This is a genomic window from Chitinophaga sp. OAE865, from assembly GCF_040546735.1.
Classification (GTDB): Bacteria; Bacteroidota; Bacteroidia; order Chitinophagales; family Chitinophagaceae; genus Chitinophaga; species Chitinophaga polysaccharea_A.
On sequence record NZ_JBEPOF010000001.1, the window covers coordinates 2,050,885 to 2,072,390 of the forward strand.

The window sequence follows — 21,506 nt, forward strand, 5'->3', positions numbered from 1 at the left end:
GTAACTGAAATGAAAAAGATACTCATAAAATCAGGTTGGGCGCTGGCTGCTTTTGCGATGGTGATGTCTGCCTGTAATAAGTTTGAAGAGATCAATCAAAATCCAAAAGATGCCAGCCTTAATCAGGTACAGGTGGAATACTTTATCAATAATTCCATCATTGGCGCTCAAATGGATCCGAATATTGCAGAACGCTCTTTTGTATTGTACTGGAAAACTGCCAGTCGCCAGCACCTCAGCGGCGGCCTCTCTTCCGGTGCGGTAGACGATGGATGGTCTTCTGAGTACTACCGTTACAGCTCCACCTGGCTGAACAGCATTAACACCGCTATCCAGATCGCGGATGAAAAAATAAAAACGGGAGATACCAAACCATATACAGACAACCTGAAACAGGTAGCACGTATATGGCGCGCTTACCTGTTAAGCGAGTTGTCCGACAATTTTGGGCCCATTCCCATCAACGCATTTCAGGGCGTTAACCCTGAATTCGTAAGCGTAAAAGATGTATATTATTTTGCGCTGGATGAATTAAAGGATGCCAGTGCTAAATTAAATACCAGCATCGTTGCTTCAGATGAACTGAAAAAAACAGATCCTGCTTTCGGTTATAATTTCATGAAATGGAAACGTTATGCCAACTCTATGCGGTTACGCCTGGCCATGCGTTTGTCTGAAGTGGATCCCGGTAAAGCTAAACCTGAATTTGAAGCAGCAGCTGCAGGAGATCTAATGACCAGCATGGACGATATTTTCCAGGTACAGGAAAAATCCGGCTGGGATGCGCTTACCGGCGTAATGAGCCGTGAATGGAACGCCCAGATACTGTCTACAACGCTGGAGAATATTTATACCGGTTTGGGTGGCGTAAAAACTGCCGACCAGGTAGATGTTTCCCTGCAGTCTTATATCAGGCCTGCAAACTGGGCAGGGCTGCAGTTAACAGATCATTTCTCCACTATGACCAATGATCCGTTCGCCGGTTTCTGGTTTGATGGTTTGCCACAAACCATTGACCCTCGTGCATACAAAGCATTTATTCCGGCAGGCGATTTCAACAATCCTAACTTCAGCAAATACCCTTCTTATGATCAGCCAACCTGGGAAACTACCGCGCGTAATCTCCTGGATGCCAAAGGAGATGTGGTGAAGAAACTGGATGGTAAGTTCGCTTGGAATGGCTCTAATGCCGGTGCATGGGGCGTAAAAGGCACCCGTAACCAATGGAGGGCTTTCCCCGGGGCAGCTCCCCGTTTGGGTCAGCAATTCAGGAACAGCACCAATAAACGTATCTTCTTTGCACCATGGGAAACACATTTCCTGCTGGCGGAAGCTGCTGTAAGAGGATGGACGGTACCACTGGGCGGCAAGGCTGCCTATGAAAAAGGTATCGCCCAGAGTTTCGAATACTGGAAAGTAGATGGTTTCCTGAGCGCTTATCTCACTTCCACGAATTATAACATGACGGGCACTTCTGTAAGCTGGGATCATACTGCAGAACCACCGGCCACGCATACAATGGATTTCAAAAACGGTTACACAGGCGCCGCAGGTACAGTGGCCATTAAATACCCCGTGAATAACCTGTATAAGAACGGTACTGTTAAAAACGATCTCTTAACAAAAATCATCACTCAAAAGTATATCGCGCAGGTTCCTTGGCTGCCGCTGGAAGGATGGAATGATAAACGCAGGCTTGGGTTGCCTTTCTTCGAAAATCCAAACGTAGAAGAGCCGCTGGTAACACTGCCGGCACTCAATGCTTCCAATTATATGACCAGCAATGTGAAATTCTTCCCGCAGCGTATCAGGTATCCTTCTTCCCTGAAGAATACCAATGCGGCAGGATATAACCAGGCTGTAAGCTTCCTTGGAGCAGGTGGCGATGAGGTATTAACACCATTATGGTGGGCCATTAAGCAATAATTTGCTGTTCACTTGTAAAATGGCCGGCCGGAGAGTTCTCTGGCCGGCCATTTGTTTTTTTAAGTGAGCCCTGCCGGTATTTTAAAAAACTCTTTTAGGTAGCATGGATAATTAAGACTACCTTGTGCACAAATACAATATAATGCAACAAGGTACAGTTAAATTTTTCAATGAATCCAAAGGATTTGGTTTCATTACCCCATCAAACGGTGGCCCGGATATTTTTGTTCATATTTCCGGTACTTCCAGTGAGCTCCGTGAAAACGACACCGTTATGTATGAAGTAGAAAATGGTAAAAAAGGTTTGAATGCAGTTAACGTAAAAGTTATCTAAGTTTACATATCTTATCTTATTTCTAGGAGGGCTGATCAGATGATCAGCCCTCTTTTTTATGATCAGCCTTCCTGTTTCTTATCCCTGAATGCCTTAGGCGTTTGCTGGGTACGGGCCTTGAATACCGTTGAAAAATAAGCCGGGGATGAAAAGCCGCATTCATAGGCTATTTCGGCAATTGATAGTTTTGAATTTACCAGCAGGTACCTGCCTTTTTTTACCCGCGCCTCCAGGATATAGTCGTTTACATTGCAGTTCAGCAGCAACTTCACTTTACGGTACAGCTGCATCTTTGAAATAGCCATTTCCTGGCAGATGTCTTCCACACCAAAATGGTCGTTGCCAAGGTTCTTTTCCACAATAGCTGTGAAATCATTTACAAACCTGCGGTCAGGCTTGCTGGATTGTTCACTGTGTACCCGGGTTTCGGGTTCTGCGATGTAATGATCTTTCAGCAAAGCCCGGTTGTTAAGCATGCTGCTGATGCTTTCCGCCAGGTATTTCAGGTGGAAGGGCTTACTGATATAGGCGTCTGCGTTATGCTGCATCCCTTTTATCCGTTGCTCCTCGCTGCTGTTGGCGCTCAGGAGTATCACCGGAATATGCGAGGTACGGATATCCTTTTTCAATGTTTGCAATACCTGGATACCGTCCATACCGGGCATCATGATATCGCACAGGATAAGGTCTGGTATATGTTCAAAGGCGAGTTTCAGCCCTTCTTCACCACTACCGGCATGAAATACTTCGTAGTGCCCGCTGAGGAAATCAGCAAGGAAATGATTCAGGTCGGGATGATCTTCGATCAGCAGCACAGAATGCGGGTGTGCCTGTACCGAAGCCGGCAGTTCCTCTGCGGGAGCGTTGTTAAGATCGTCGTCTGTATAGCCGTGCAGGGAATGATTGATCACGTTCATATGTTCATCTTCCTGCTGTATTTCTTCGGGAGCAAAAGGAGCGGAAGTACCGGGCAGTGTGATACTGAAAGTAGTGCCGGCGCCCTTGCTGCTTTTTACGCTGATGCTGCCATGATGCAGGGAAATGATTTCCCGGGTGAGTGCCAGCCCTATGCCGGTGCCTTTATGTTCATTGTTCCGGCTCTGGTAAAACAGCTCAAAAGCATGCGCCAGTGTATTTTCATCCATGCCGCTGCCGTCGTCTTCAATACGGATCACTGCTTCCTGCCCGGCCCCGGGTTGTTCAAGATAGATATGCACCTTGCCATAGTCGCCCGTAAATTTAAATGCGTTAGACAGCAGGTTATACAGCACCCGGTCAAACAGGTGCTGATCGAACCAGGCTTTAATGCCCGGCTGCCGGCTGATGAGCCGGAAGTCGATATGTTTTTTTACGGCAATGCCTTTATAAGCTTCCATTATATCCAGCATAAAGGCGGGCAGGTCGTTTTCAGCTACTTTCAGCTGCAGTTTCCCGCTTTCGATCCGCCGGAATTCCAGCAACTGGTTCACCAGGCGCATGAGATGCGTTACGTTTCTGCGCATCAGCTCCAGCTGTTGTTTCTGTGGGGAAGAGAGCTGCCTGCTGCCCATCAGGTTTTCCAGCGGCGCCTGTATCAATGTGAGCGGGGTGCGGAACTCATGTGAAAGATTGGTGAAGAACGTGAATTTGGCTTCTGTGGCTTCCTGGGCCCTGGCGGTCATTTCCACCAGCTGGTCCCGCTGCTGGAGGATCTCATCTCTTTGCTGCTTCAGTTGCCGGTTAATCCGCCTGTTGGTGCGTAAAATAAAGAACAGTACAATGCCCAGCAGGAAAGCAATGCCCAGTGTGGTTACCACTATGCGCAACAGGTGCTGCTGGTCCTGGTACAGGGAGCGTTGTTCCTGCAGCAACGATTGCTGTTGTTCTATTTCCTGGTGCTGGGCCTGGATCTTATCTATCTGTAACCGCATCAGCTTTACATTGCTGCTGTCTATCAGTACAGTCTGCAGCAGGGTATTGCGCGGCACCTTTTTCCCGGAGAGTATATCGGCGGCCATGCTGATGGCCTCTTTGCCGCCGCTGGGGTACAACAGGGAGGCGCTGAGGATATCGCGGGATACGAGGTCTATGCCGGCATCGGGGTAGGGCGAAGCGTCTACGCCGATGAAACGGGTGTGCCTGTTGCCTTTTGCACGGCAATAGCGGTACATACTATACGCCATTACGTCGTTCTGCGCAAAAATGATATCGGCCTGCTGTACAGCGGAATCGTTGCGTGCAGCGGCTTCCCGGGTTTTATCAGCTACCCAGCTGCCTTCCAGCGTAGCTATCACTTTCAGGCCGGGATAGCGCAGCAGCGCATCATGAAACCCCTGGTGCCGCTCTACTGTAGGGGAAGAGCCCCGCAGCCCCGTTACTTCTATAATGCGTCCATGCCCGTTCAATTGTGCAGCTATATATTCTGCCGCCAGTTTGCCGATGTTGTAATTATCGCCCCCTATATAAGCGGTGAAGGAATCAGTGGCGGCCTTGCGATCCAGGATGATCACCGGGATGCCCTGGCCATAGGCGGTGGCAATTACCGGCGCCAATGGCGCTGCCTCATTGGGCGATACTACCAGTATATCAATTTTCCCTGCCAGCAGTTCCCGGATCTGCTGCACCTGCCGTTTACTGTCGCTTTCTGCATCCCGGTACAATAACTGCATCTCCGGATGATAAAAAAGCTCCCGCTTCATTTCCGTAAGCATGTTCCGGCGCCAGTCGTCGTTACCGGTACACTGGGAAAATCCAATCCGGTACTTCGGCCCTGTTTCCGGACGGCATCCTGTTATATATAATAACAGGGGAAGACATATTAAATAGAGATATCGTGCTGGCAATGTGGGAATAATTTTGGTCCTATTTCTAAAAACAATGATACAAAATTGAAAGAGATCCTGTAGTAATATATCTGTAATGATATATAAAATGTTATTTATCAGAATAATAAATGAAATTATGCGCCTTGTTATAATTTCAAAAGAAACTGGTGTGATACAATAACGGCAGCCTTTTTCAAAGAAGTAGGTTTGACACATCGATCAAACTATTTCTACGTTATGAACAACAACATTGTTTTCTTCTGGGCCTTTGTGGTGGCGCTTGGCGGTTTTCTTTTCGGTTTTGATACTGCTGTGATCTCCGGTGCGGAGCAGCATATTCAGCAATACTGGCATTTAACGGAAGTACAGCACGGTCTTACCGTGTCTATCGCCTTAATAGGAACAGTGTTTGGCGCATTGGGAGGCAGTACGCCGTCGGATAAGCTGGGGCGACGCGCCACTTTATTGCTGGTGGCTTTAATATACCTGGTATCGGCCATCGGTACTGCCATGGCCACCAACTGGTACTTTTTCCTGGTATGCCGTTTTATCGGCGGCCTGGGAGTTGGCGCTTCTTCGGTAACCGCCCCTGTATATATTTCAGAGGTTTCCCCGGCGTCCTACAGGGGCCGAATGGTCGCTTTATTCCAGTTTAACGTGGTTTTTGGTATTCTCGTCTCTTATTTATCAAACTACTTCATTGGCGGATATGGCGGTGAAAACTCCTGGCGTCTTATGTTGGGCATCCAGGCTTTCCCCGCGGCCCTGTTCCTGGTATTGCTCCGCTGGGTACCGGAAAGCCCGCGTTGGCTGCTGCTGCGGGAGAAGAAAGAAGCGGCTGCCATCAAAACTCTGCAGATCATCAACCCTGCGGGTTATACGGAAGATATCAATACCATCCGGCAGTCGAGGCACCAAAGCATTGGCGCGCCGAAGGAACGGCTGTTCTCCCGGAAATACCGCACACCGGTAATGCTGGCGGTATTATTCGCGGTATTCAACCAGGTGTCGGGCATTAATGCCATTATTTATTATGCTCCCCGGATCTTTGAAATGTCCGGTTTAGGAACAGCCTCGTCCCTCCTTTCTACAGTGGGACTAGGCATCGTGAATTTCATTTTTACGTTAACGGCTATACGGTTCATTGACCGTATCGGCCGCCGGCAGCTGATGCTGATAGGCACTGTGGGGCTTATTGCTACGCTGGGACTTACTGCTATCTCTTTTTATACCCACACCGGTGGTATAGCGGTGATCTCTTACCTGCTCATCTATATAGCTTTCTTTGCCTTCTCGCAGGGCGCCGTGATATGGGTATTTATCTCTGAAATATTTCCAAACGCCGTACGCGCCAAAGGACAGACGCTGGGCAGTTTCACCCACTGGATCATGGCGGCCCTCATTGCTTTTACCTTTCCCTGGCTCGCCAGCCACATCGGCGGCGGTCACATTTTCGCCTTTTTCTGCGGTATGATGGTATTGCAACTGCTTTTTGTGTGGCGACTAATGCCGGAAACAAAAGGGCAAACACTGGAGGAAATTGAAATGACAATGGTGGTGCATTAAAAAAATAGTTTATGAAAAACAAGTATAACATTGCCTGCCTCGGGGAAATATTGTGGGACATTTTACCAGACCAGGAATTGCCAGGCGGTGCTCCTATGAATGTAGCGTACCATTTGCAGAAACTGTCCCAGCAGGTGGCGATGGTATCGGCCACAGGAACCGATGATCATGGCAGGCGGTTGCTGCAGCTCATGCACAACATGCAGCTCTCTAACGCTTACGTACAAACGAATACTACTTATGCCACCGGTAAAGTAAATGCCTGGATGGACGCGCATAACGATATGCAGTACGATATCCTGTATCCCGTAGCCTGGGACCATATTGCCTGGAATGATTCCCTGGAAGATCTGTTATCGGGAGATGACCTGCAGTATATTGTTTTTGGCAGTTTGATGGCCAGGCACGAAGTATCCCGCAATACGCTCCGGAAAGCGTTGCTGTCGCCCGCCATAAAAGTACTTGACATTAACCTGCGCGCACCCTGGTATTCCCGCGAAACGCTGGAGTGGCTCATGAGCAGCTGCCAGCTGCTGAAGCTGAATATAGGGGAACTGGAACTGATCAGCGCCTGGTATGGAAGCTGGTCAGCTCATGAAGACCAGGTACAGGCTTTGTCCGCACGTTTTGACATCCCTACGATAGTCGTCACCCTGGGTAGCAAAGGCTGCATGGGATATATAGACGGGGCTTTTTATTACCAGGAAGGGCAGCCGGTGAAAGTAGCAGATACCATTGGCAGCGGAGACGCATTCCTGGCAGGCTTTCTTGTAAGCAGGTTGCAGCAGCGCTCTCCCGCCTGGAGCCTGGCCTATGCCAATGCGCTCGGCGCGCTGGTGGCATCCCGTCACGGCGGTTGCCCTGAATATGATCCAGCCGATATATACAGCATGATGAAAGTACCACAGCACACTTAGCCAATTATTACATTTCCACACCACCATTTCACAAATTCCATTTATGAAAAAATTGTTTTACTTATTACCGATGTTGCTGTTCGGCCTCTTCGCTATGGCACAGCAACGTAACATTACCGGTACCATTATCAGTAAACAAAACAGAACACCATTGCCCGGTGTTACCGTACAGGCGGGCAACAGGAACACCATTACCAATGGCAGCGGGCAATTTACACTGCCGGCTGCTGTTGGCGAAGTGCTTAACTTCTCCTACATCGGCATGAAACCTATGTCGTTGAAAGCAACGGAAGGCAATATGTCCGTAGAAATGGAAGAAAACGCCACCGATCTGAACCAGGTGATTGTAACCGGTTACCAGACGCAGAAAAAGGCAGACCTGACCGGCGCCGTATCCGTAGTGAATGTGAGCGAAATAAAAGACATTCCGCTCGGCAACCCGGTGAAAGCCCTGCAGGGCCGCGTTCCCGGCGTGTTCATCACCACCAACGGCGATCCCAACAGCAATGCCACTGTACGGATCCGCGGTATCGGTACTTTGGGCAACAACGACCCGCTTTATGTAATTGATGGTATCCCTACCAAAAGAGGATTGCAGGAACTGAACCAGAATGATATTGAATCCATCCAGGTATTGAAAGATGCATCGGCAGCTACTATCTATGGCTCCCGTGCGGCCAATGGCGTAATCATTGTCACTACCAAAAGAGCCAGGAAGGGCTACAGCCGCATCACCGCAGATGTATCTGCTTCCCTGCAGGATTACAGTACTAAACTGAAAACACTGAACACTGATGGCCGCGGCCGTGCCTACTGGCAGGCTGCTGTAAATGATCATGCCAACCCGAATAATAACCAGATCTACCAGTACGACTGGAATGGCGATTACAATAATCCCGTGCTCAACAAAATTATACTGCCGGAATTTATTGACGCCGCTAAAACCATGAAACCAGCTGATACCTACTGGTACGACCAGATTGCCCAAACTTCCCTGCTGCAAACCTACAACGTATCCATCGCCAACGGCAACGAAAGAGGTAATTCCTATTTCTCTGTAGGCATGTATAATAACAAAGGCATCGTAAAAGAAACGCAGCAAAGGAAAATAACCGCCCGCTTTAATACAGATTATTCCTTTTTTAAAGGCAGGCTGAAGATCGGTGAAAACCTGTCGGCCACCTATATCAGGGACGCCCTGGTGCCGGCCGGCGATATACTTTTCGCTGCGCTGGTACAACAGCCTGTTGTACCCGTGCACACCGTTGATGGCGGATGGGGCGGACCCGCTCCCGGTATGACCGACAGGCAGAACCCGGTAAGGCTCATTGACGATAACCGGCAGAACAAAAGCAATTTCCTGCGTTTGTTTGGTAACGTATATGCTGATGTGGAGATCATTCCCAACCTCCACTTCAAAAGCAGCTATGGTATAGATTACAATGGTACTTATCAGCGTACGCTGCGTAAATCCTATACTTCAGGATTTCTTTCCGATCCATCCAACTTCTCCCAAACATCCCAGGATTATAATGGCAACTGGGTATGGCAAAATACGCTTACCTACAACGTAGCCTTACAGAAACACCGGTTCGATTTTCTTTTGGGAGAAGAACAGATTAAATATATGGCGCAGAACTTTTACGCCAGCCGGCAGGGATACGCCCTGGAGAATATTGATTATGCTTACCTGAATGCAGGATCTTCCAATAAAGATAACGGGGGTACCGGTAGCGGCTATACGTTATTATCTTATTTTGGTAAAGCCAACTATTCTTATGATAATAAATACCTCGCATCGGTTACCCTGCGCCGTGATGGATCTTCCCGCTTTGGAAAGGAAAACCGTTTCGGGATGTTCCCCGCAGTATCGCTCGGATGGCGCGTGAGCGAAGAGAACTTCCTGAAAGAAAACCTGCCTTTCCTGTCGGACCTGAAACTGCGCTATGGCTGGGGTAAATCCGGCAACCAGGAAATTGCCAACAATGCTACCTACACGCTGTACTCCGCTATTTATGGCATAGATCCCACCTGGGATTTTGACAATGGCAGCGCGTATGACCTGGGTGGGGCCGGCTCCGGGCAGTTGCCGTCAGGCTATACCTTCATCCAGCGGGGCAACCCGGCACTGAAATGGGAAAGCACCATGGAATCCAATGCCGGTATAGACTTTGGCCTGTTCAATAATCACCTTAGCGGTTCTATAGATTATTTTGTTAAGAAAACATCCGATATCCTTATCAGCCCGGCTTACCTTGCTGTGATTGGTGAAGGTGGTGCCAAATTCGTGAATGGCGCCTCCATGCAGAATAAGGGGCTGGAAGTGTTGTTGTCGTACAATGGCAACATTGCGCCCGGACTGGCCCTCACCGTTACCGGTAACGTGGCCACTTACCGCAATAAGATCACTAAACTGCCGGAAGAAGTGCTTACTTCCTATGCCGGCAACGGGCAGGATAAAACTATCCTCGGGCGTTCCATTAATTCCACTTTCGGATACGTAGCAGATGGCCTGTTCCGTTCACAGAAAGAAGTGGACGAATATGCCGACCAGATAGGGAAAGGCGTGGGCCGCATCCGTTATAAGGATCTGAACGGCGACAACGTTATTGATGATAAGGACCGCGATTATATCGGGAAAGGTGATCCTGATTTTACCTACGGACTGAATGTAACGCTGGAGTATAAACACTTTGACCTTACCTTCTTCCTGCAGGGAATACAAGGTATCCAGGTATATAATACCTACAAAACGTACACTGATTTTGCTTCCATATGGCCGGGTACTAACTGGGGCGCACGTACGCTGGATGCATGGACGCCACAGCATCCAAACGCTTCTATTCCTGCGCTTACACTGGTAGACCGTAACAACGAGAACCGCACCTCTACCTATTTCCTGGAACCGGGCTCCTATCTCAAACTGAGGAACCTGCAGCTGGGATACAGCTTCCAGCACCTGTTCAGCAAGCGTTTACAAACAGCACGGGTATACCTGCAGGGCAGCAACCTGCTCACCTTTAAGAACAAAGGCTTTACCGCCACGGATCCCGAGAATCCCAACAATGCGTATCCCATCCCGGTGATAGGTACTGTCGGCTTCAACCTGTCTTTCTAAATACTTAACACTGCCATCATGAAGTACACAAAATATATACTTTTACTCAGCTGCCTGTTGCTTGGCGCATGCAGCAAATTCCTGGACCAGGAGCCACAGGGCGTTATTTTGGGCGATGACCTGAATTCGCCGGCCAACCTGGAGAAAATGGTGACCGCCGCCTATTCTTCGCTGGGTAATGATCACTACACTGCTCCCTATTCCAGTATGTGGCCCTATGGCAATATCCGCAGCGGCGACGCCTACAAAGGCGGTGATGGGGCCGGGGATATCAGCGACTTTCATTTTTACGAAACCTTTTCCCTGAACAGGATAGACAACGGTTCTTCCGATTTGCTGTGGTTTCGCCTGTATGTATGCATAGGCCGTGTTAATGATGCCCTGGGCCGTTTGAACAAGGCGAATGAAAATAATTTCCCTGAAAAGGTAGTAAGGCAGGCGGAAATGAAATTCCTGAGAGGACATTATTATTTCCTGCTGAAAACATTATTCAAATATGTTCCTTACATCGATGAAAATGTGCCTAAGGAAAGCTACGATACCATTTCCAACCGCGCTTATTCCAACGTGGAACTATGGACAAAGATCGCGGATGATTTCACTTTTGCCGCTGCTCATCTCCCCGATATACAACCACAGGTTGGAAGAGCCAATAAATTTGCAGCAAAGGCTTACCTGGCTAAAACGCTGTTGTACGAAGCTTATAAACAGGATGAAAATAATAACGTAACAGCTATTGATGCTACGCTGCTGCAACAGGTAAATTCATTGTGTGATGAAGTGATCAGCTCCGGTAAATACCAGCTGGCAATTGATTTTGCCAATAACTTCCTGTCGAAGGGCGATAATGGCCCGGAATCTTTGTTTGCTATCCAGTATTCAAAAGATGATGGTACGCCCAAAGGCCGCCTCGACTACGGTCATGCGCTGGATTATCCTATGAACCAGGACTATGGCTGTTGCGGGTTCCACTCGCCCAGCAGTAACCTGGTGAATGCTTTTCAGACAGGCGCCAACGGGCTTCCCCTGTTTGAAACATTCAACAATACCAACATCGCTACAGAAGCAGATTTTCAAACCCATACTTTTGATCCGCGGTTAGATCATACAGTAGCTATTCCGGGGCATCCGTATAAGTATGATCCTGCATTTATTTACCAGCGTGCCTGGGCGCGCGCTCCTGAAGTGTATGGCAGTTATCTTAGTTTGAAAGAAACAGTATTACCCGGTGATGCTACGTTTCAGAAAGTGCCGCCTTTTATGTCGAGCTCCAAGAACTGGGAAATTATCCGTTATGCAGATGTGCTGTTGTTTAAAGCAGAAGCATTGATAGAACTGGGCCGCGCTGCGGAAGCATTACCTCTCATTAACCAGGTGAGAACAAGAGCCGCTGCCAGCACAGGTTTGTTAAAGCAGGCAAATGGCGCTTTTACCTCCAGTTATAAAATGAACACTTATCAGCCGGGCGTTAACTGCACCTGGACCACCGGTTTCGCCCGCCAGGCCCTGCGTTGGGAACGCCGCCTGGAATTTGCCATGGAAGGCTCCCGCTTCTTCGACCTGGTGCGCTGGGGTATTGCAGCTGAATATCTCAATGCTTATTTTGCTGTGGAAAAAACACGCCGGGCTCACCTGAATGATGCTTCCTTTAAAAAAGGCAGGGATGAATACCTGCCCATACCATTAAACCAGATTAACTACAGCAAAGGGTTATATAAACAAAACACCGGCTGGTAAAAATAAAATATCATTGTTATGAAGAAGAGAATTTTTTCCATCTTGCTGACAGCTTTACTACCCGGATGGCTATACGCACAGGACAATGCAACGCCTACTCCTCAGTGGAGACCGGTGTATCACTTTACCGCGCCACGGAACTGGCTGAACGATCCCAATGGGTTAATTTACCTGGATGGCGTATATCATCTGTATTACCAGCACAACCCGTTTGAAAATAAATGGGGGCATATGAGCTGGGGGCACGCCACCAGTAAAGACCTGCTGCACTGGAACCATCTGCCGGTAGCTATACCGGAAATAGAAACAAAAGATACCACCACCTGGATCTTTTCCGGCTCGGCAGTACTGGATAAGCATAACAGCAGCGGTTTTGGCAAGAATGGGAAAGCCCCGCTGGTGGCCATTTATACCGCCGATCAGCCAAAGCAGCAAAAGGAATCACAGTTTATTGCATACAGCAACGATGGAGGTTTAACCTATACAAATTATGAGGGCAACCCGGTAGTGGATATCCACAAAAAAGATTTCCGCGATCCCAGCGTGATATGGCTGGAAGACCAGCACAAATGGCTTATGACAGTAGCCGTGCCTGCCGAACATAAAGTGGAGTTCTATGCATCCGACAACCTGAAGGACTGGGATCTGCTGAGCGAATTCGGCAACCAGGGCGATACCCGTAAAATATGGGAATGCCCCTCGCTCACGCCCATGAACGTTGATGGTAACCCGGCAAAAAAGAAATGGTTGCTGATGATCTCTTCCGGTAACCAGGATGCTGCTACAGGCATGCAGTATTTTATTGGCGACTTCGACGGCAAAACATTTATTAATGATAACAAGCCGGAAGAACAGCTGTTTGTGGATTATGGCAGAACTTTCTACGCCGCTATTCCCTATAACAACCTGCCGGATAATAAGCGCATGATGATAGGCTGGTTAATGCCATTTGAAACGCCAACCTCACCATGGCGCGGGCAAATGTCTATTCCCCGTGACCTGCAACTGAAAACTACGCCAACGGGTATACGTTTATTTCAGCAGCCTTCTGCACAGATCAGTGCCTATCTTCATAAACTTCCCGCTGCACAGCAACTGCAGCTGAAAGCGCAATCGCTTAACAATAAGGAGTTGCAGTTGAGCAGCAGCAAAGGTCTCAATGCGAACGCCCATTGGACAGACGCTGAGTTTATACTGGGCACAGCTACCGACTTCGGTTTTAAAATAGCGCAGAACGTAACAGTAGGCTACAACGTACAGCGGAATGAGCTGTATATCCGCGATGGAAAAGATACACAGCACCTGAACATCCAGCCTGTCAGTAACAGGATCAGGTTACAGGTATTGCTGGATAAATCGTCGGTAGAAGTGTTTGTAAACGATGGGGAAAAAGTGCTTACTACTTTGATATTCCCGGATAAGGCAGCTACTGGTTTTTCGGTATTCGCAGAAAATGGAGAGGTAAAATTGAACGGGTTAAAAGCATGGGATTTAAGTAAATAGCCAATTTCTGAAAACATAAGGCGCCGGCTCTTTTGAGTCCGGCGTTTTTTGTGTTAACTTGTGGTGTATTAAGTTTGTCCCATGCCCGTTAGTAAGCAGAAAAATGTTATCAATCTTGCCATTGCCCTTGTATGGATCATAAACGGGATATACTGTAAAGTATTGAATTATGTTCCCCGGCATCAGCTGATCGTAGCCCGGATACTGGGAGAAGCTCATGCAACCGCGCTTACGCGCATCATCGGTATCCTGGAGGTGGGGATGGCCATATGGATCCTTTCCCGAATAAAATCGCGCTGGTGCGCTATTGCACAGATCCTGCTGGTAGCCGCCATGAATATCATAGAGTTTATTGTTGTGCCCGACCTGCTGTTGTTCGGACGAATAAATATTATCATAGCCGCTGTTTTTATCCTGGTCATTTACCGCAATGAATTTAAAGCCCATGTTAGCCTTTCTTAAAAATCATCCTTTTGCAGTGGAGGCGTTCTTTGAAAGTTCGCTGGTGCTCACCTATGCTTTTCCCATAGCGGTGTTGAAAGCCTTGCTGCCTCCCCGGCTGGAGCCGGATGTATTCCAGGACCAGTGGGCTTTCATAGCTATTGCTATTGTGAAAACCAAAAACCTGAGACCAAAAGGATTTCCCGCTTTTATGGGAAATGATTTTGTATTGACGGGCTACCGGGTGTTTGTGCGTTATACCAATAGCGAAGGTAAGCGGTTAAGAGGCTTATATATTTTGAAATCAGAAACAGACCGTAAGAAGATGCAGTTCCTGGGAAACCTGTTTACCCGTTACCGTTATACCACTACAGATATTACCGTCAGCGGGGAAAAGGACATCATTTCCGTCAGGTCAGTAGCCTCGGGACTGGATATTACTGTTGATGCGGGGGATGTAGCTGCTGCATTGCCGGAAGGCTCCCCGTTTAATAACTGGAAGGAGGCAAGGCGGTTTGCAGGCCCGCTCCCTTTTACATTTACCTGTAACGAACAATCGGATGAAGTATTGATCATTGAAGGGGTAAGAGAGCACTGGGAGCCGGTACCGGTTGCTGTATTGCATAGCGAGATCAGGTTCCTGCACCATCCCGCACTACAGGGAGGGCGGCTGGCGAACGCATTTATCATCCGGCAGATTCCTTATTACTGGAAAAAAGGAAAAGTGGATATATGGAGAAGATAAACAGAGCACCGTTTCAGGGTATCGGAAATATTATCCGGTTCAACTGGCATTTTTATGTGATGTTTTTACTGTTGCTGGCAGTGGGTTTGCTGTTCACGCAATATACATTAACCAGGTTGATGTTATGCGGAGCTGCTATTGCTACCTTGTTGTCGTTATTGGTCTCCTGGTATATTTACGACCATTCAGATCTGTATACCCTGCGATGGCTGGATGACATGGGGCTCCAGCCGCAGCGTATAGTGAATATTCATGCCGGGTTTGATGAAACCAGTCATTTGCTGGCGCATAAATACCCGGAAACGCGTTTACAGGTATTTGATTTTTATAACCGGGAGAAGCATACCGAGGTATCTGTTGAACGTGCCCGGAAAAGGTATGCGCCTTATGCCGGTACGGAAGTGATCAGCACCGCCGCTGTTCCGCTGGAGCCAGCATCGGTGGATGTAGTGTTTCTTTTGCTGGCGGCACATGAAATCAGGGACTCCGTGGAAAGAACCGCTTTTTTCAAAGAGCTGTATCGTTGCCTGGCAGCAGATGGAAAAATTGTAGTATTGGAGCATTTAAGGGATGTACCTAACTTCATCGCCTATACGATTGGGTTCCTGCATTTTTTTTCAGGAGCAACGTGGAAGAGAACATTTAGCAGCGCCCGGCTGCAGCTGGAAAATGAGAAGAAGATCACCCCTTTTCTGACGGTCTACATATTACGGAAAAATGGAACTGCATCTTAGAATTGCCGGTTATATACTGGTGTTATTATCCCTGGTACATGTTTTCTTTCCCCGTTACTTTAACTGGAAGAAGGAGTTTGCCGCGATCAGTCTTTTGAGCAGGCAGATCATGTATGTGCATACTTTTTTTATAGGACTGATGGTGCTGCTGATGGGGATGGCGTGTATATATGCCGCGGAGGATATTGTGCATACACGGCTGGGGCACCTCCTTGCGCTGGGGTTCTTTATTTTCTGGTTATGCCGCCTGGTTTTCCAGTTTTTTGTTTATTCCCCGTTGCTATGGAAGGGGAAACGTTTTGAGACAACTGTGCATATTGTGTTTTGTTTTCTCTGGGGATATTTTAGTGTTGTTTTCCTGTTGGTATTCCGGTCATAAAACCACCTCATCCCACGCCGCATTGTTTTTTTCGTTTACTTTGTCTACCGAAGCAGCTGATTTATGTTCCACGCAAACGACATAAAGGAATGGCAACGCCGTATTAGTTTATACGACGATGAGGTAGCGTACAGGGAACTGTTCCTGCACTTCTATAAGCCCCTGCAGAAGTTTGCGGTCTCCTTTGTTAAATCTGCCGAAACGGCGGAGGAAGTGGTGTCGGACGTATTCATCAGCCTGTGGGAACGCCGCCAGCAGCTGGAGAATGTGAATAACCTGCAGGTGTACATGTATGTAAGCGTAAAGAATACAGCCCTGAAATACCTGCTCAGGCAAAAGAAGCAATCGGCCATTACTATCGACGAATTGTCTGTAGAGCTGGCAAGCCCGCATCAGGACCCTGAACAGATGTTACTTACGGCAGAGATGCTGACCCGCATTGAAGCCGCCATAGAAGGACTGCCGCCCCGCTGTAAGATCATTTTTAAGCTGATCCGTGAAGATGGCCTGAAGTATAAAGAGATAGCAGAAATCCTGAATGTGTCTGTTAAAACCATCGATAACCAGCTGGCTGTTGCCCTTGCTAAAATAGCCAGGGTACTGAATGTACAGCTGAAGAAATCGTCCCGCTGATATCCCGTCTGAATTTTTTTTTGTTTCTTTTAGTAGATATTGACCCCAAAAGGTACCTATATACAGAGTAGCTATCGAAACGTTATGAATAATAAGCGCATATGGGAACTGATAGGCAGGAAACTGGCCGGTGAAGCATCTGCAGAAGAACTGCAGGAGCTGGAAGGTTTATTGCGCGAACATCCTGATCTCCACTTCCCGGTGGAAGCCATTTCAAGTATCTGGAAAACAACACCTGATCCGGCCGGAAGGGCGGAAGGAGAGGAGGCGCATACCCGCCTCATTAACCGCATGCAGGAGCGAGGCATCAGCATTGGTTTGCCGGCTGAAGAACAGCAGGCCGCTGTATTCCAGCTGGAGGACGGTAAGAGAAAGTCCTGGGTTCGTTACGTTGCTGCCGCTGCAGTTGCCGGGGTGCTCATCGCTGCTGCTGCCTGGTGGTGGCAGCCTTCAGGGAAAGCTGCTCATTCACCTGCTATCAGCGAAGTGGCCACCCGCAATGGTTCCCGCACTTCCGTACAACTGCCCGATGGTTCCCATGTATGGCTCAACGCTGGCAGCAAACTTACCTACGGCAAAGATTTTGGCAATAACAACCGCGAGGTGAACCTCAGTGGTGAAGCCTTTTTTGATATCGCTAAAAATGCAGATTATCCCTTTATCATCCATACTGCCAGGATGGATGTAAAAGTGTTGGGTACCCGTTTCAATTTAAAGGCTTATCCGGGTGATAAAATGACGGAAGCCACCCTGCTGCAGGGCAGTATAGAAGCTTCCCTCAAGGGGCGCCCCGGTGAGCGGATCATCCTCAAGCCCACCGAGAAGATCCTGGTATCAGATGATTCCAGCGCTTTACACACCTTGAAAACCAATGAACCGGTGATGGCCGTGAAACATCTTACCTACTATGCAGAGCAGGAAGATGCTATTGTGGAAACTTCCTGGATGGAAAATAAACTCGTATTCCGCGATGAATCGTTTGCATCGCTGGCAGCGCGTATGGAACGCTGGTACGGCGTAACCATTCAGTTTGCAGATAAACAGAAAGAGGAGTTGCGTTTCACAGGTGTATTTGCACAGGAGAATATTCAGCAGGCATTGCAGGCATTACAAATGACTGCTGCATTTAATTATACCATCCACGGTACTGAAATTATTATTAACCAGTAATATTTCCGTTATGAAAAAAGGTAACAGGTTTAATTCGTCTTGAGCTGCTGGTAATAAAAAAGGGAAATGCGCCAACATTTCCCCCTGAAGCATAACAGGAAGCTTCGCCGATCCTTGAAAGCAGCTGGCTTCCATTTTATTACCTCTAGATCTAAAAGTATGAAAAAATCGCTAACAACTGCGAAGCGACCCTCCCATGCCTTCAAAAAAGTCTTATTAATTATGAATTGGACCGCCGTACTGCTGCTGGCAGGTGTGCTCCAGGTATCTGCCAATGCGAAGGGGCAGGGAACAATAACCCTCCGGCTTAAAGAAGCGGAGATCGCCAAAGTGCTGAGTAGCATTGAAAAGCAAGGCGAATACCGTTTCCTGTATAATAACGCATTGAAAGATATCAGGAAGAAAGTGGATGTGGATGTGACCAACACACGTCTGGCTGACCTCATGAGCGAAATACTGAATAATACCGGCCTTAAATACAAAGTGATTGACAACAATCTGGTAGTGATCATGGCCAACACCGGTGAACTGCAGGATATTAAAATCACCGGTAAAGTGACCAGTAAAGATGGAAATACACCGGTGCCCGGTGCTACTATCAGTATTAAAGGTACTTCCCGCGGAACAGTTACCGGGCCGGATGGTACCTATACGCTCACGGTGCCGGAAAACGCCACCCTGCTGGTATCCTTTATCGGCTTTACCAGCCAGGAAATACCGGTGAACAGCCGCCCGGTGATCAATGTAACCCTGGTAGAATCGGTAAGCATGGTAGAACAGGTAGTGGTAGTAGGTTATGGCGTGCAGCGTAAAGTAGATGTTACCGGTGCTATCAGCCAGATCAAAGGAGAAGAGATCAATAAACAACCTATCAATAACCCGGTAAGCGCCCTCCAGGGAAAAGTGCCCGGCGTAACCATCACCAACCTCGGGAAGCCTGGTGCTGCCCCTGAAATCAAGATCCGCGGCATGGGTACAGTATATGGCAGCACAAACCCATTGTATGTAGTGGATGGTGTATGGTATGATGATATCAATTTCCTTAACCCCGCCGATATCGAAAATATGAGTATCCTGAAAGATGCTTCCAGCGAAGCCATCTACGGTATACGTGCTGCAAACGGTGTGGTGCTCATTACTACTAAGAAAGGAAAATCCGGCAAACCAGTAGTGAACTACAATGGTTATGTAGGCTACCAGAAAGTGACCAACGAGGTGAAAATGGCGGATGCCAGCCAGTATGCCACACTGGTAAATGAACTGCAGGAACGCAACGATAAAGCTCCCCTGTTTGATGATCCTTCCCAGTTTGGAAGAGGTACAGACTGGTACCACCAGACACTGAGGAACGCATTGGTCACCAATCACCAGTTATCTGTAAGCGGTGGGTCCGATAAATCTACCTATAATTTCTCCGTGGGTTACCTGCATCAGCAAGGCCTGGTAAATACCAACGATTTTACGCGTTACACCGCCCGGTTGCAAAACGATTTCCAGGTGTTTGAACCTCTGAAGATCGGTTACACCGTTACTGCATCTGCCAATAAATCAAATGACGTTCCCGATTTTATATGGCGTCAGCTATACGCTGCCGGCCCCGTGGTACCGGTGCATTATGCAGATGGCACCTATGGCGATCCGAACGATTATAACCTCGGAGAAGGCGCTAATTTCAACCCACAGGCAACTCTCGACTTTTTCAACCAGATCACAAAAAAGCAAACCGTTACCGGTAGTGTGTACGCCGACCTGCGGTTTGCCAAACACTTTACCTTCCACACCAGCGCCGGAGGCGAATATGGAGAGAACCTGATGCGTAACTATGTACCTGTATTTGCAGCTACCATCGCGCAACGCGCCACTAACAGTAAACTCACCCGGGAAAATACCGACACCCGCAACTGGATCGTGGAAAATACATTAACCTACCAGAACAAATTCAAAGACCACGATCTGAGAGTATTGCTGGGCCAGGGAGCACAACGTTATCAAACCTATAAGCTCACTGCCACCGCACCTAATGTACCTAACAACAGTGAAGGCGATATGTACCTGAAACTAGGAAGTACAGCAGGAAGGGAAATAACAGACGAAGGCGATGTTTATACGGTATCCTCTTACTTCGGAAGGATCAACTATTCCTTTAAGAACAGGTACCTGCTGAATGCCTCCCTGCGTGCTGATGGCGCCTCCCGCTTTTATGGCAATCAACGCTGGGGCTATTTCCCTTCTGTAGGCGTGGGTTGGATCATCAGTGAAGAAAGCTTTATGAAGCAGCAGCACTTCTTCGATAACCTGAAATTGCGTGGTAGCTGGGGACAAATAGGAAATGCTTCTATCACTTCCAATATCTCTGTATTGAGAGTGGCTCAGGACCCTTATCTCACGGCTGTTTTCGGCGGTAATGTATATACCGGCGCCAGTATCAACTCTGTAGTGCCGCCAACCACCTATTGGGAAAAAGGCGTAGGTACAGATGTAGGTTTGGAAGCCAGTATGCTCAATAACCGTTTATACCTGGAAGCAGGTTTCTATAACCGTAAAACAGTACAGGCCATTTTTGATGTAAATATCCCCGGCTCTGTAGGTACCAATTCCGGTACTATTATCGCCAATCAGGCGGATCTGCAGAACCGCGGACTTGAAATAGCATTAAGCTGGAAAAGCCAGATAAAGAAAGATTTTACCTACTCTATTGGTGGCAACGTGGGATATAATGAGAACAAGGTATTGAGCGTTGTTTCCGGTAAAAACCCAATCTATGCAGGTGGCGGCGGACTTACCAGCGGGGCCCGCAGCACACGTACTATGGTAGGCAGGCCCATTGGCGAGTTTGTTGGCTACATCGTGGATGGAATTTTCCAGACAGATGCGGAGGCATTAAGCTCTGCGCAGCCCAAAGCAAGGGCCGGCGATTTTAAATACAGGGATGTAAGCGGCCCCAAAGGTACACCCGATGGCGTAATTGACGCCAACGACCGTGTTCCGCTGGGCAATCCCAATCCCCGCTTCAACTATGGTATCAATACCTTTTTTTCGTGGAAACAATTTGACCTCACTCTCGACTTCCAGGGCGTTGCAGGTGTGGATGTATACAACGTAAACCTCGGTGCGCGCTTTGGTAACGAAAATTTCACGAAAGATTTTTATGATAAACGCTGGCATGGAGAAGGTACTTCCAATACCTATCCTTCTGCTTTCATCGGCGGCCGCGATAACTATCTGCCTAACTCTTTCTTCGTGGAAAACGGCAGCTACTTCAGGATCAGGAATATCCAGCTGGGTTATAATTTCCCGGTTAAAATGACGGAAAGATGGGGTATGAAAAACCTGCGGGTATTTGCAAATGCACAGAATGCATTTAACTTCTTCCAGTACCGGGGGTTCACACCAGAAATTGGCGGCAAGCCTAAAGAAGCAGGTATCGATAACAGCGTATACCCGCTATACGCGACCTACAATTTTGGTGTAAATGTTACTTTCTGATAATAAAGCAGAC

At 48.1% G+C, this 21,506-nt stretch carries 15 protein-coding genes; 14 read left to right on the plus strand and 1 reads right to left on the minus strand.

Features of this window, described 5'->3' with window-relative positions:
* The first annotated feature begins 9 nt into the window (after window positions 1-9).
* Together ABIE50_RS08575 and ABIE50_RS08580 are read left to right on the plus strand one after the other, a co-directional pair.
* Complete coding sequence (locus ABIE50_RS08575) at window positions 10-1,926, plus strand: SusD/RagB family nutrient-binding outer membrane lipoprotein (RefSeq protein ID WP_209864588.1); 1,917 nt, start codon at window positions 10-12, stop codon at window positions 1,924-1,926.
* Window positions 1,927-2,068: 142 nt separating this feature from the next.
* Complete coding sequence (locus ABIE50_RS08580; protein ID WP_142683533.1) at window positions 2,069-2,260, plus strand: cold-shock protein; 192 nt, start codon at window positions 2,069-2,071, stop codon at window positions 2,258-2,260.
* A gap of 62 nt (window positions 2,261-2,322) precedes the next feature.
* Here the strand turns inward: ABIE50_RS08580 and ABIE50_RS08585 are convergent, their stop codons facing one another.
* Complete coding sequence (locus ABIE50_RS08585; RefSeq protein ID WP_209864585.1) at window positions 2,323-5,082, minus strand: hybrid sensor histidine kinase/response regulator transcription factor; 2,760 nt, start codon at window positions 5,080-5,082, stop codon at window positions 2,323-2,325.
* 219 nt (window positions 5,083-5,301) lie between these two features.
* Between ABIE50_RS08585 and ABIE50_RS08590 the strand changes: the two genes are divergently transcribed.
* The 12 genes from ABIE50_RS08590 to ABIE50_RS08645 all read left to right on the plus strand — a co-directional run bounded on the left by ABIE50_RS08590 (window position 5,302) and on the right by ABIE50_RS08645 (window position 21,493).
* Window positions 5,302-6,630, plus strand: a complete 1,329-nt coding sequence (locus tag ABIE50_RS08590) for a sugar porter family MFS transporter (RefSeq protein WP_209864582.1) — start codon at window positions 5,302-5,304, stop codon at window positions 6,628-6,630.
* Window positions 6,631-6,641: 11 nt separating this feature from the next.
* Window positions 6,642-7,547, plus strand: coding sequence for a carbohydrate kinase family protein (locus ABIE50_RS08595; protein ID WP_209864580.1), 906 nt, complete (start codon window positions 6,642-6,644; stop codon window positions 7,545-7,547).
* A gap of 43 nt (window positions 7,548-7,590) precedes the next feature.
* Window positions 7,591-10,665, plus strand: a complete 3,075-nt coding sequence (locus tag ABIE50_RS08600; protein ID WP_209864578.1) for a SusC/RagA family TonB-linked outer membrane protein — start codon at window positions 7,591-7,593, stop codon at window positions 10,663-10,665.
* Window positions 10,666-10,683: 18 nt separating this feature from the next.
* Complete coding sequence (locus ABIE50_RS08605) at window positions 10,684-12,402, plus strand: RagB/SusD family nutrient uptake outer membrane protein (protein WP_209864576.1); 1,719 nt, start codon at window positions 10,684-10,686, stop codon at window positions 12,400-12,402.
* A gap of 18 nt (window positions 12,403-12,420) precedes the next feature.
* Entirely contained in the window at window positions 12,421-13,905 is a 1,485-nt protein-coding gene (locus ABIE50_RS08610) for a glycoside hydrolase family 32 protein (protein WP_209864574.1), read from the plus strand.
* Window positions 13,906-13,986: 81 nt separating this feature from the next.
* Window positions 13,987-14,367, plus strand: a complete 381-nt coding sequence (locus tag ABIE50_RS08615) for a DoxX-like family protein (RefSeq protein ID WP_209864572.1) — start codon at window positions 13,987-13,989, stop codon at window positions 14,365-14,367.
* On the plus strand, window positions 14,351-15,091 hold the full coding sequence (locus ABIE50_RS08620; RefSeq protein WP_209864569.1) for a DUF2071 domain-containing protein: 741 nt from the start codon (window positions 14,351-14,353) through the stop codon (window positions 15,089-15,091). The genes ABIE50_RS08615 and ABIE50_RS08620 overlap by 17 nt, the downstream gene beginning before the upstream one ends.
* On the plus strand, window positions 15,079-15,825 hold the full coding sequence (locus ABIE50_RS08625) for a class I SAM-dependent methyltransferase (RefSeq protein ID WP_209864566.1): 747 nt from the start codon (window positions 15,079-15,081) through the stop codon (window positions 15,823-15,825). The genes ABIE50_RS08620 and ABIE50_RS08625 overlap by 13 nt, the downstream gene beginning before the upstream one ends.
* On the plus strand, window positions 15,809-16,204 hold the full coding sequence (locus ABIE50_RS08630) for a hypothetical protein (RefSeq protein ID WP_209864563.1): 396 nt from the start codon (window positions 15,809-15,811) through the stop codon (window positions 16,202-16,204). The genes ABIE50_RS08625 and ABIE50_RS08630 overlap by 17 nt, the downstream gene beginning before the upstream one ends.
* 63 nt (window positions 16,205-16,267) lie before the next feature.
* The gene (locus ABIE50_RS08635) at window positions 16,268-16,837 is read left to right on the plus strand and encodes an RNA polymerase sigma-70 factor (RefSeq protein WP_142683522.1); all 570 of its coding nucleotides are present in this window, start codon (window positions 16,268-16,270) and stop codon (window positions 16,835-16,837) included.
* 84 nt (window positions 16,838-16,921) lie between these two features.
* Window positions 16,922-18,007, plus strand: coding sequence for a FecR family protein (locus tag ABIE50_RS08640; protein ID WP_209864560.1), 1,086 nt, complete (start codon window positions 16,922-16,924; stop codon window positions 18,005-18,007).
* Window positions 18,008-18,229: 222 nt separating this feature from the next.
* Complete coding sequence (locus ABIE50_RS08645; protein ID WP_209864557.1) at window positions 18,230-21,493, plus strand: TonB-dependent receptor; 3,264 nt, start codon at window positions 18,230-18,232, stop codon at window positions 21,491-21,493.
* The last annotated feature ends 13 nt before the right edge of the window (window positions 21,494-21,506 follow it).

Bases quoted from the DNA above. Each gene is read 5' to 3' on its own strand.
- ABIE50_RS08575 (WP_209864588.1), top strand. From the start codon at position 10: ATGAAAAAGATACTCATAAAATCAGGTTGGGCGCTGGCTGCTTTTGCG.
- ABIE50_RS08580 (WP_142683533.1), top strand. From the start codon at position 2,069: ATGCAACAAGGTACAGTTAAATTTTTCAATGAATCCAAAGGATTTGGT.
- ABIE50_RS08590 (WP_209864582.1), top strand. From the start codon at position 5,302: ATGAACAACAACATTGTTTTCTTCTGGGCCTTTGTGGTGGCGCTTGGC.
- ABIE50_RS08595 (WP_209864580.1), top strand. From the start codon at position 6,642: ATGAAAAACAAGTATAACATTGCCTGCCTCGGGGAAATATTGTGGGAC.
- ABIE50_RS08600 (WP_209864578.1), top strand. From the start codon at position 7,591: ATGAAAAAATTGTTTTACTTATTACCGATGTTGCTGTTCGGCCTCTTC.
- ABIE50_RS08605 (WP_209864576.1), top strand. From the start codon at position 10,684: ATGAAGTACACAAAATATATACTTTTACTCAGCTGCCTGTTGCTTGGC.
- ABIE50_RS08610 (WP_209864574.1), top strand. From the start codon at position 12,421: ATGAAGAAGAGAATTTTTTCCATCTTGCTGACAGCTTTACTACCCGGA.
- ABIE50_RS08615 (WP_209864572.1), top strand. From the start codon at position 13,987: ATGCCCGTTAGTAAGCAGAAAAATGTTATCAATCTTGCCATTGCCCTT.
- ABIE50_RS08620 (WP_209864569.1), top strand. From the start codon at position 14,351: ATGTTAGCCTTTCTTAAAAATCATCCTTTTGCAGTGGAGGCGTTCTTT.
- ABIE50_RS08625 (WP_209864566.1), top strand. From the start codon at position 15,079: ATGGAGAAGATAAACAGAGCACCGTTTCAGGGTATCGGAAATATTATC.
- ABIE50_RS08630 (WP_209864563.1), top strand. From the start codon at position 15,809: ATGGAACTGCATCTTAGAATTGCCGGTTATATACTGGTGTTATTATCC.
- ABIE50_RS08635 (WP_142683522.1), top strand. From the start codon at position 16,268: ATGTTCCACGCAAACGACATAAAGGAATGGCAACGCCGTATTAGTTTA.
- ABIE50_RS08640 (WP_209864560.1), top strand. From the start codon at position 16,922: ATGAATAATAAGCGCATATGGGAACTGATAGGCAGGAAACTGGCCGGT.
- ABIE50_RS08645 (WP_209864557.1), top strand. From the start codon at position 18,230: ATGAATTGGACCGCCGTACTGCTGCTGGCAGGTGTGCTCCAGGTATCT.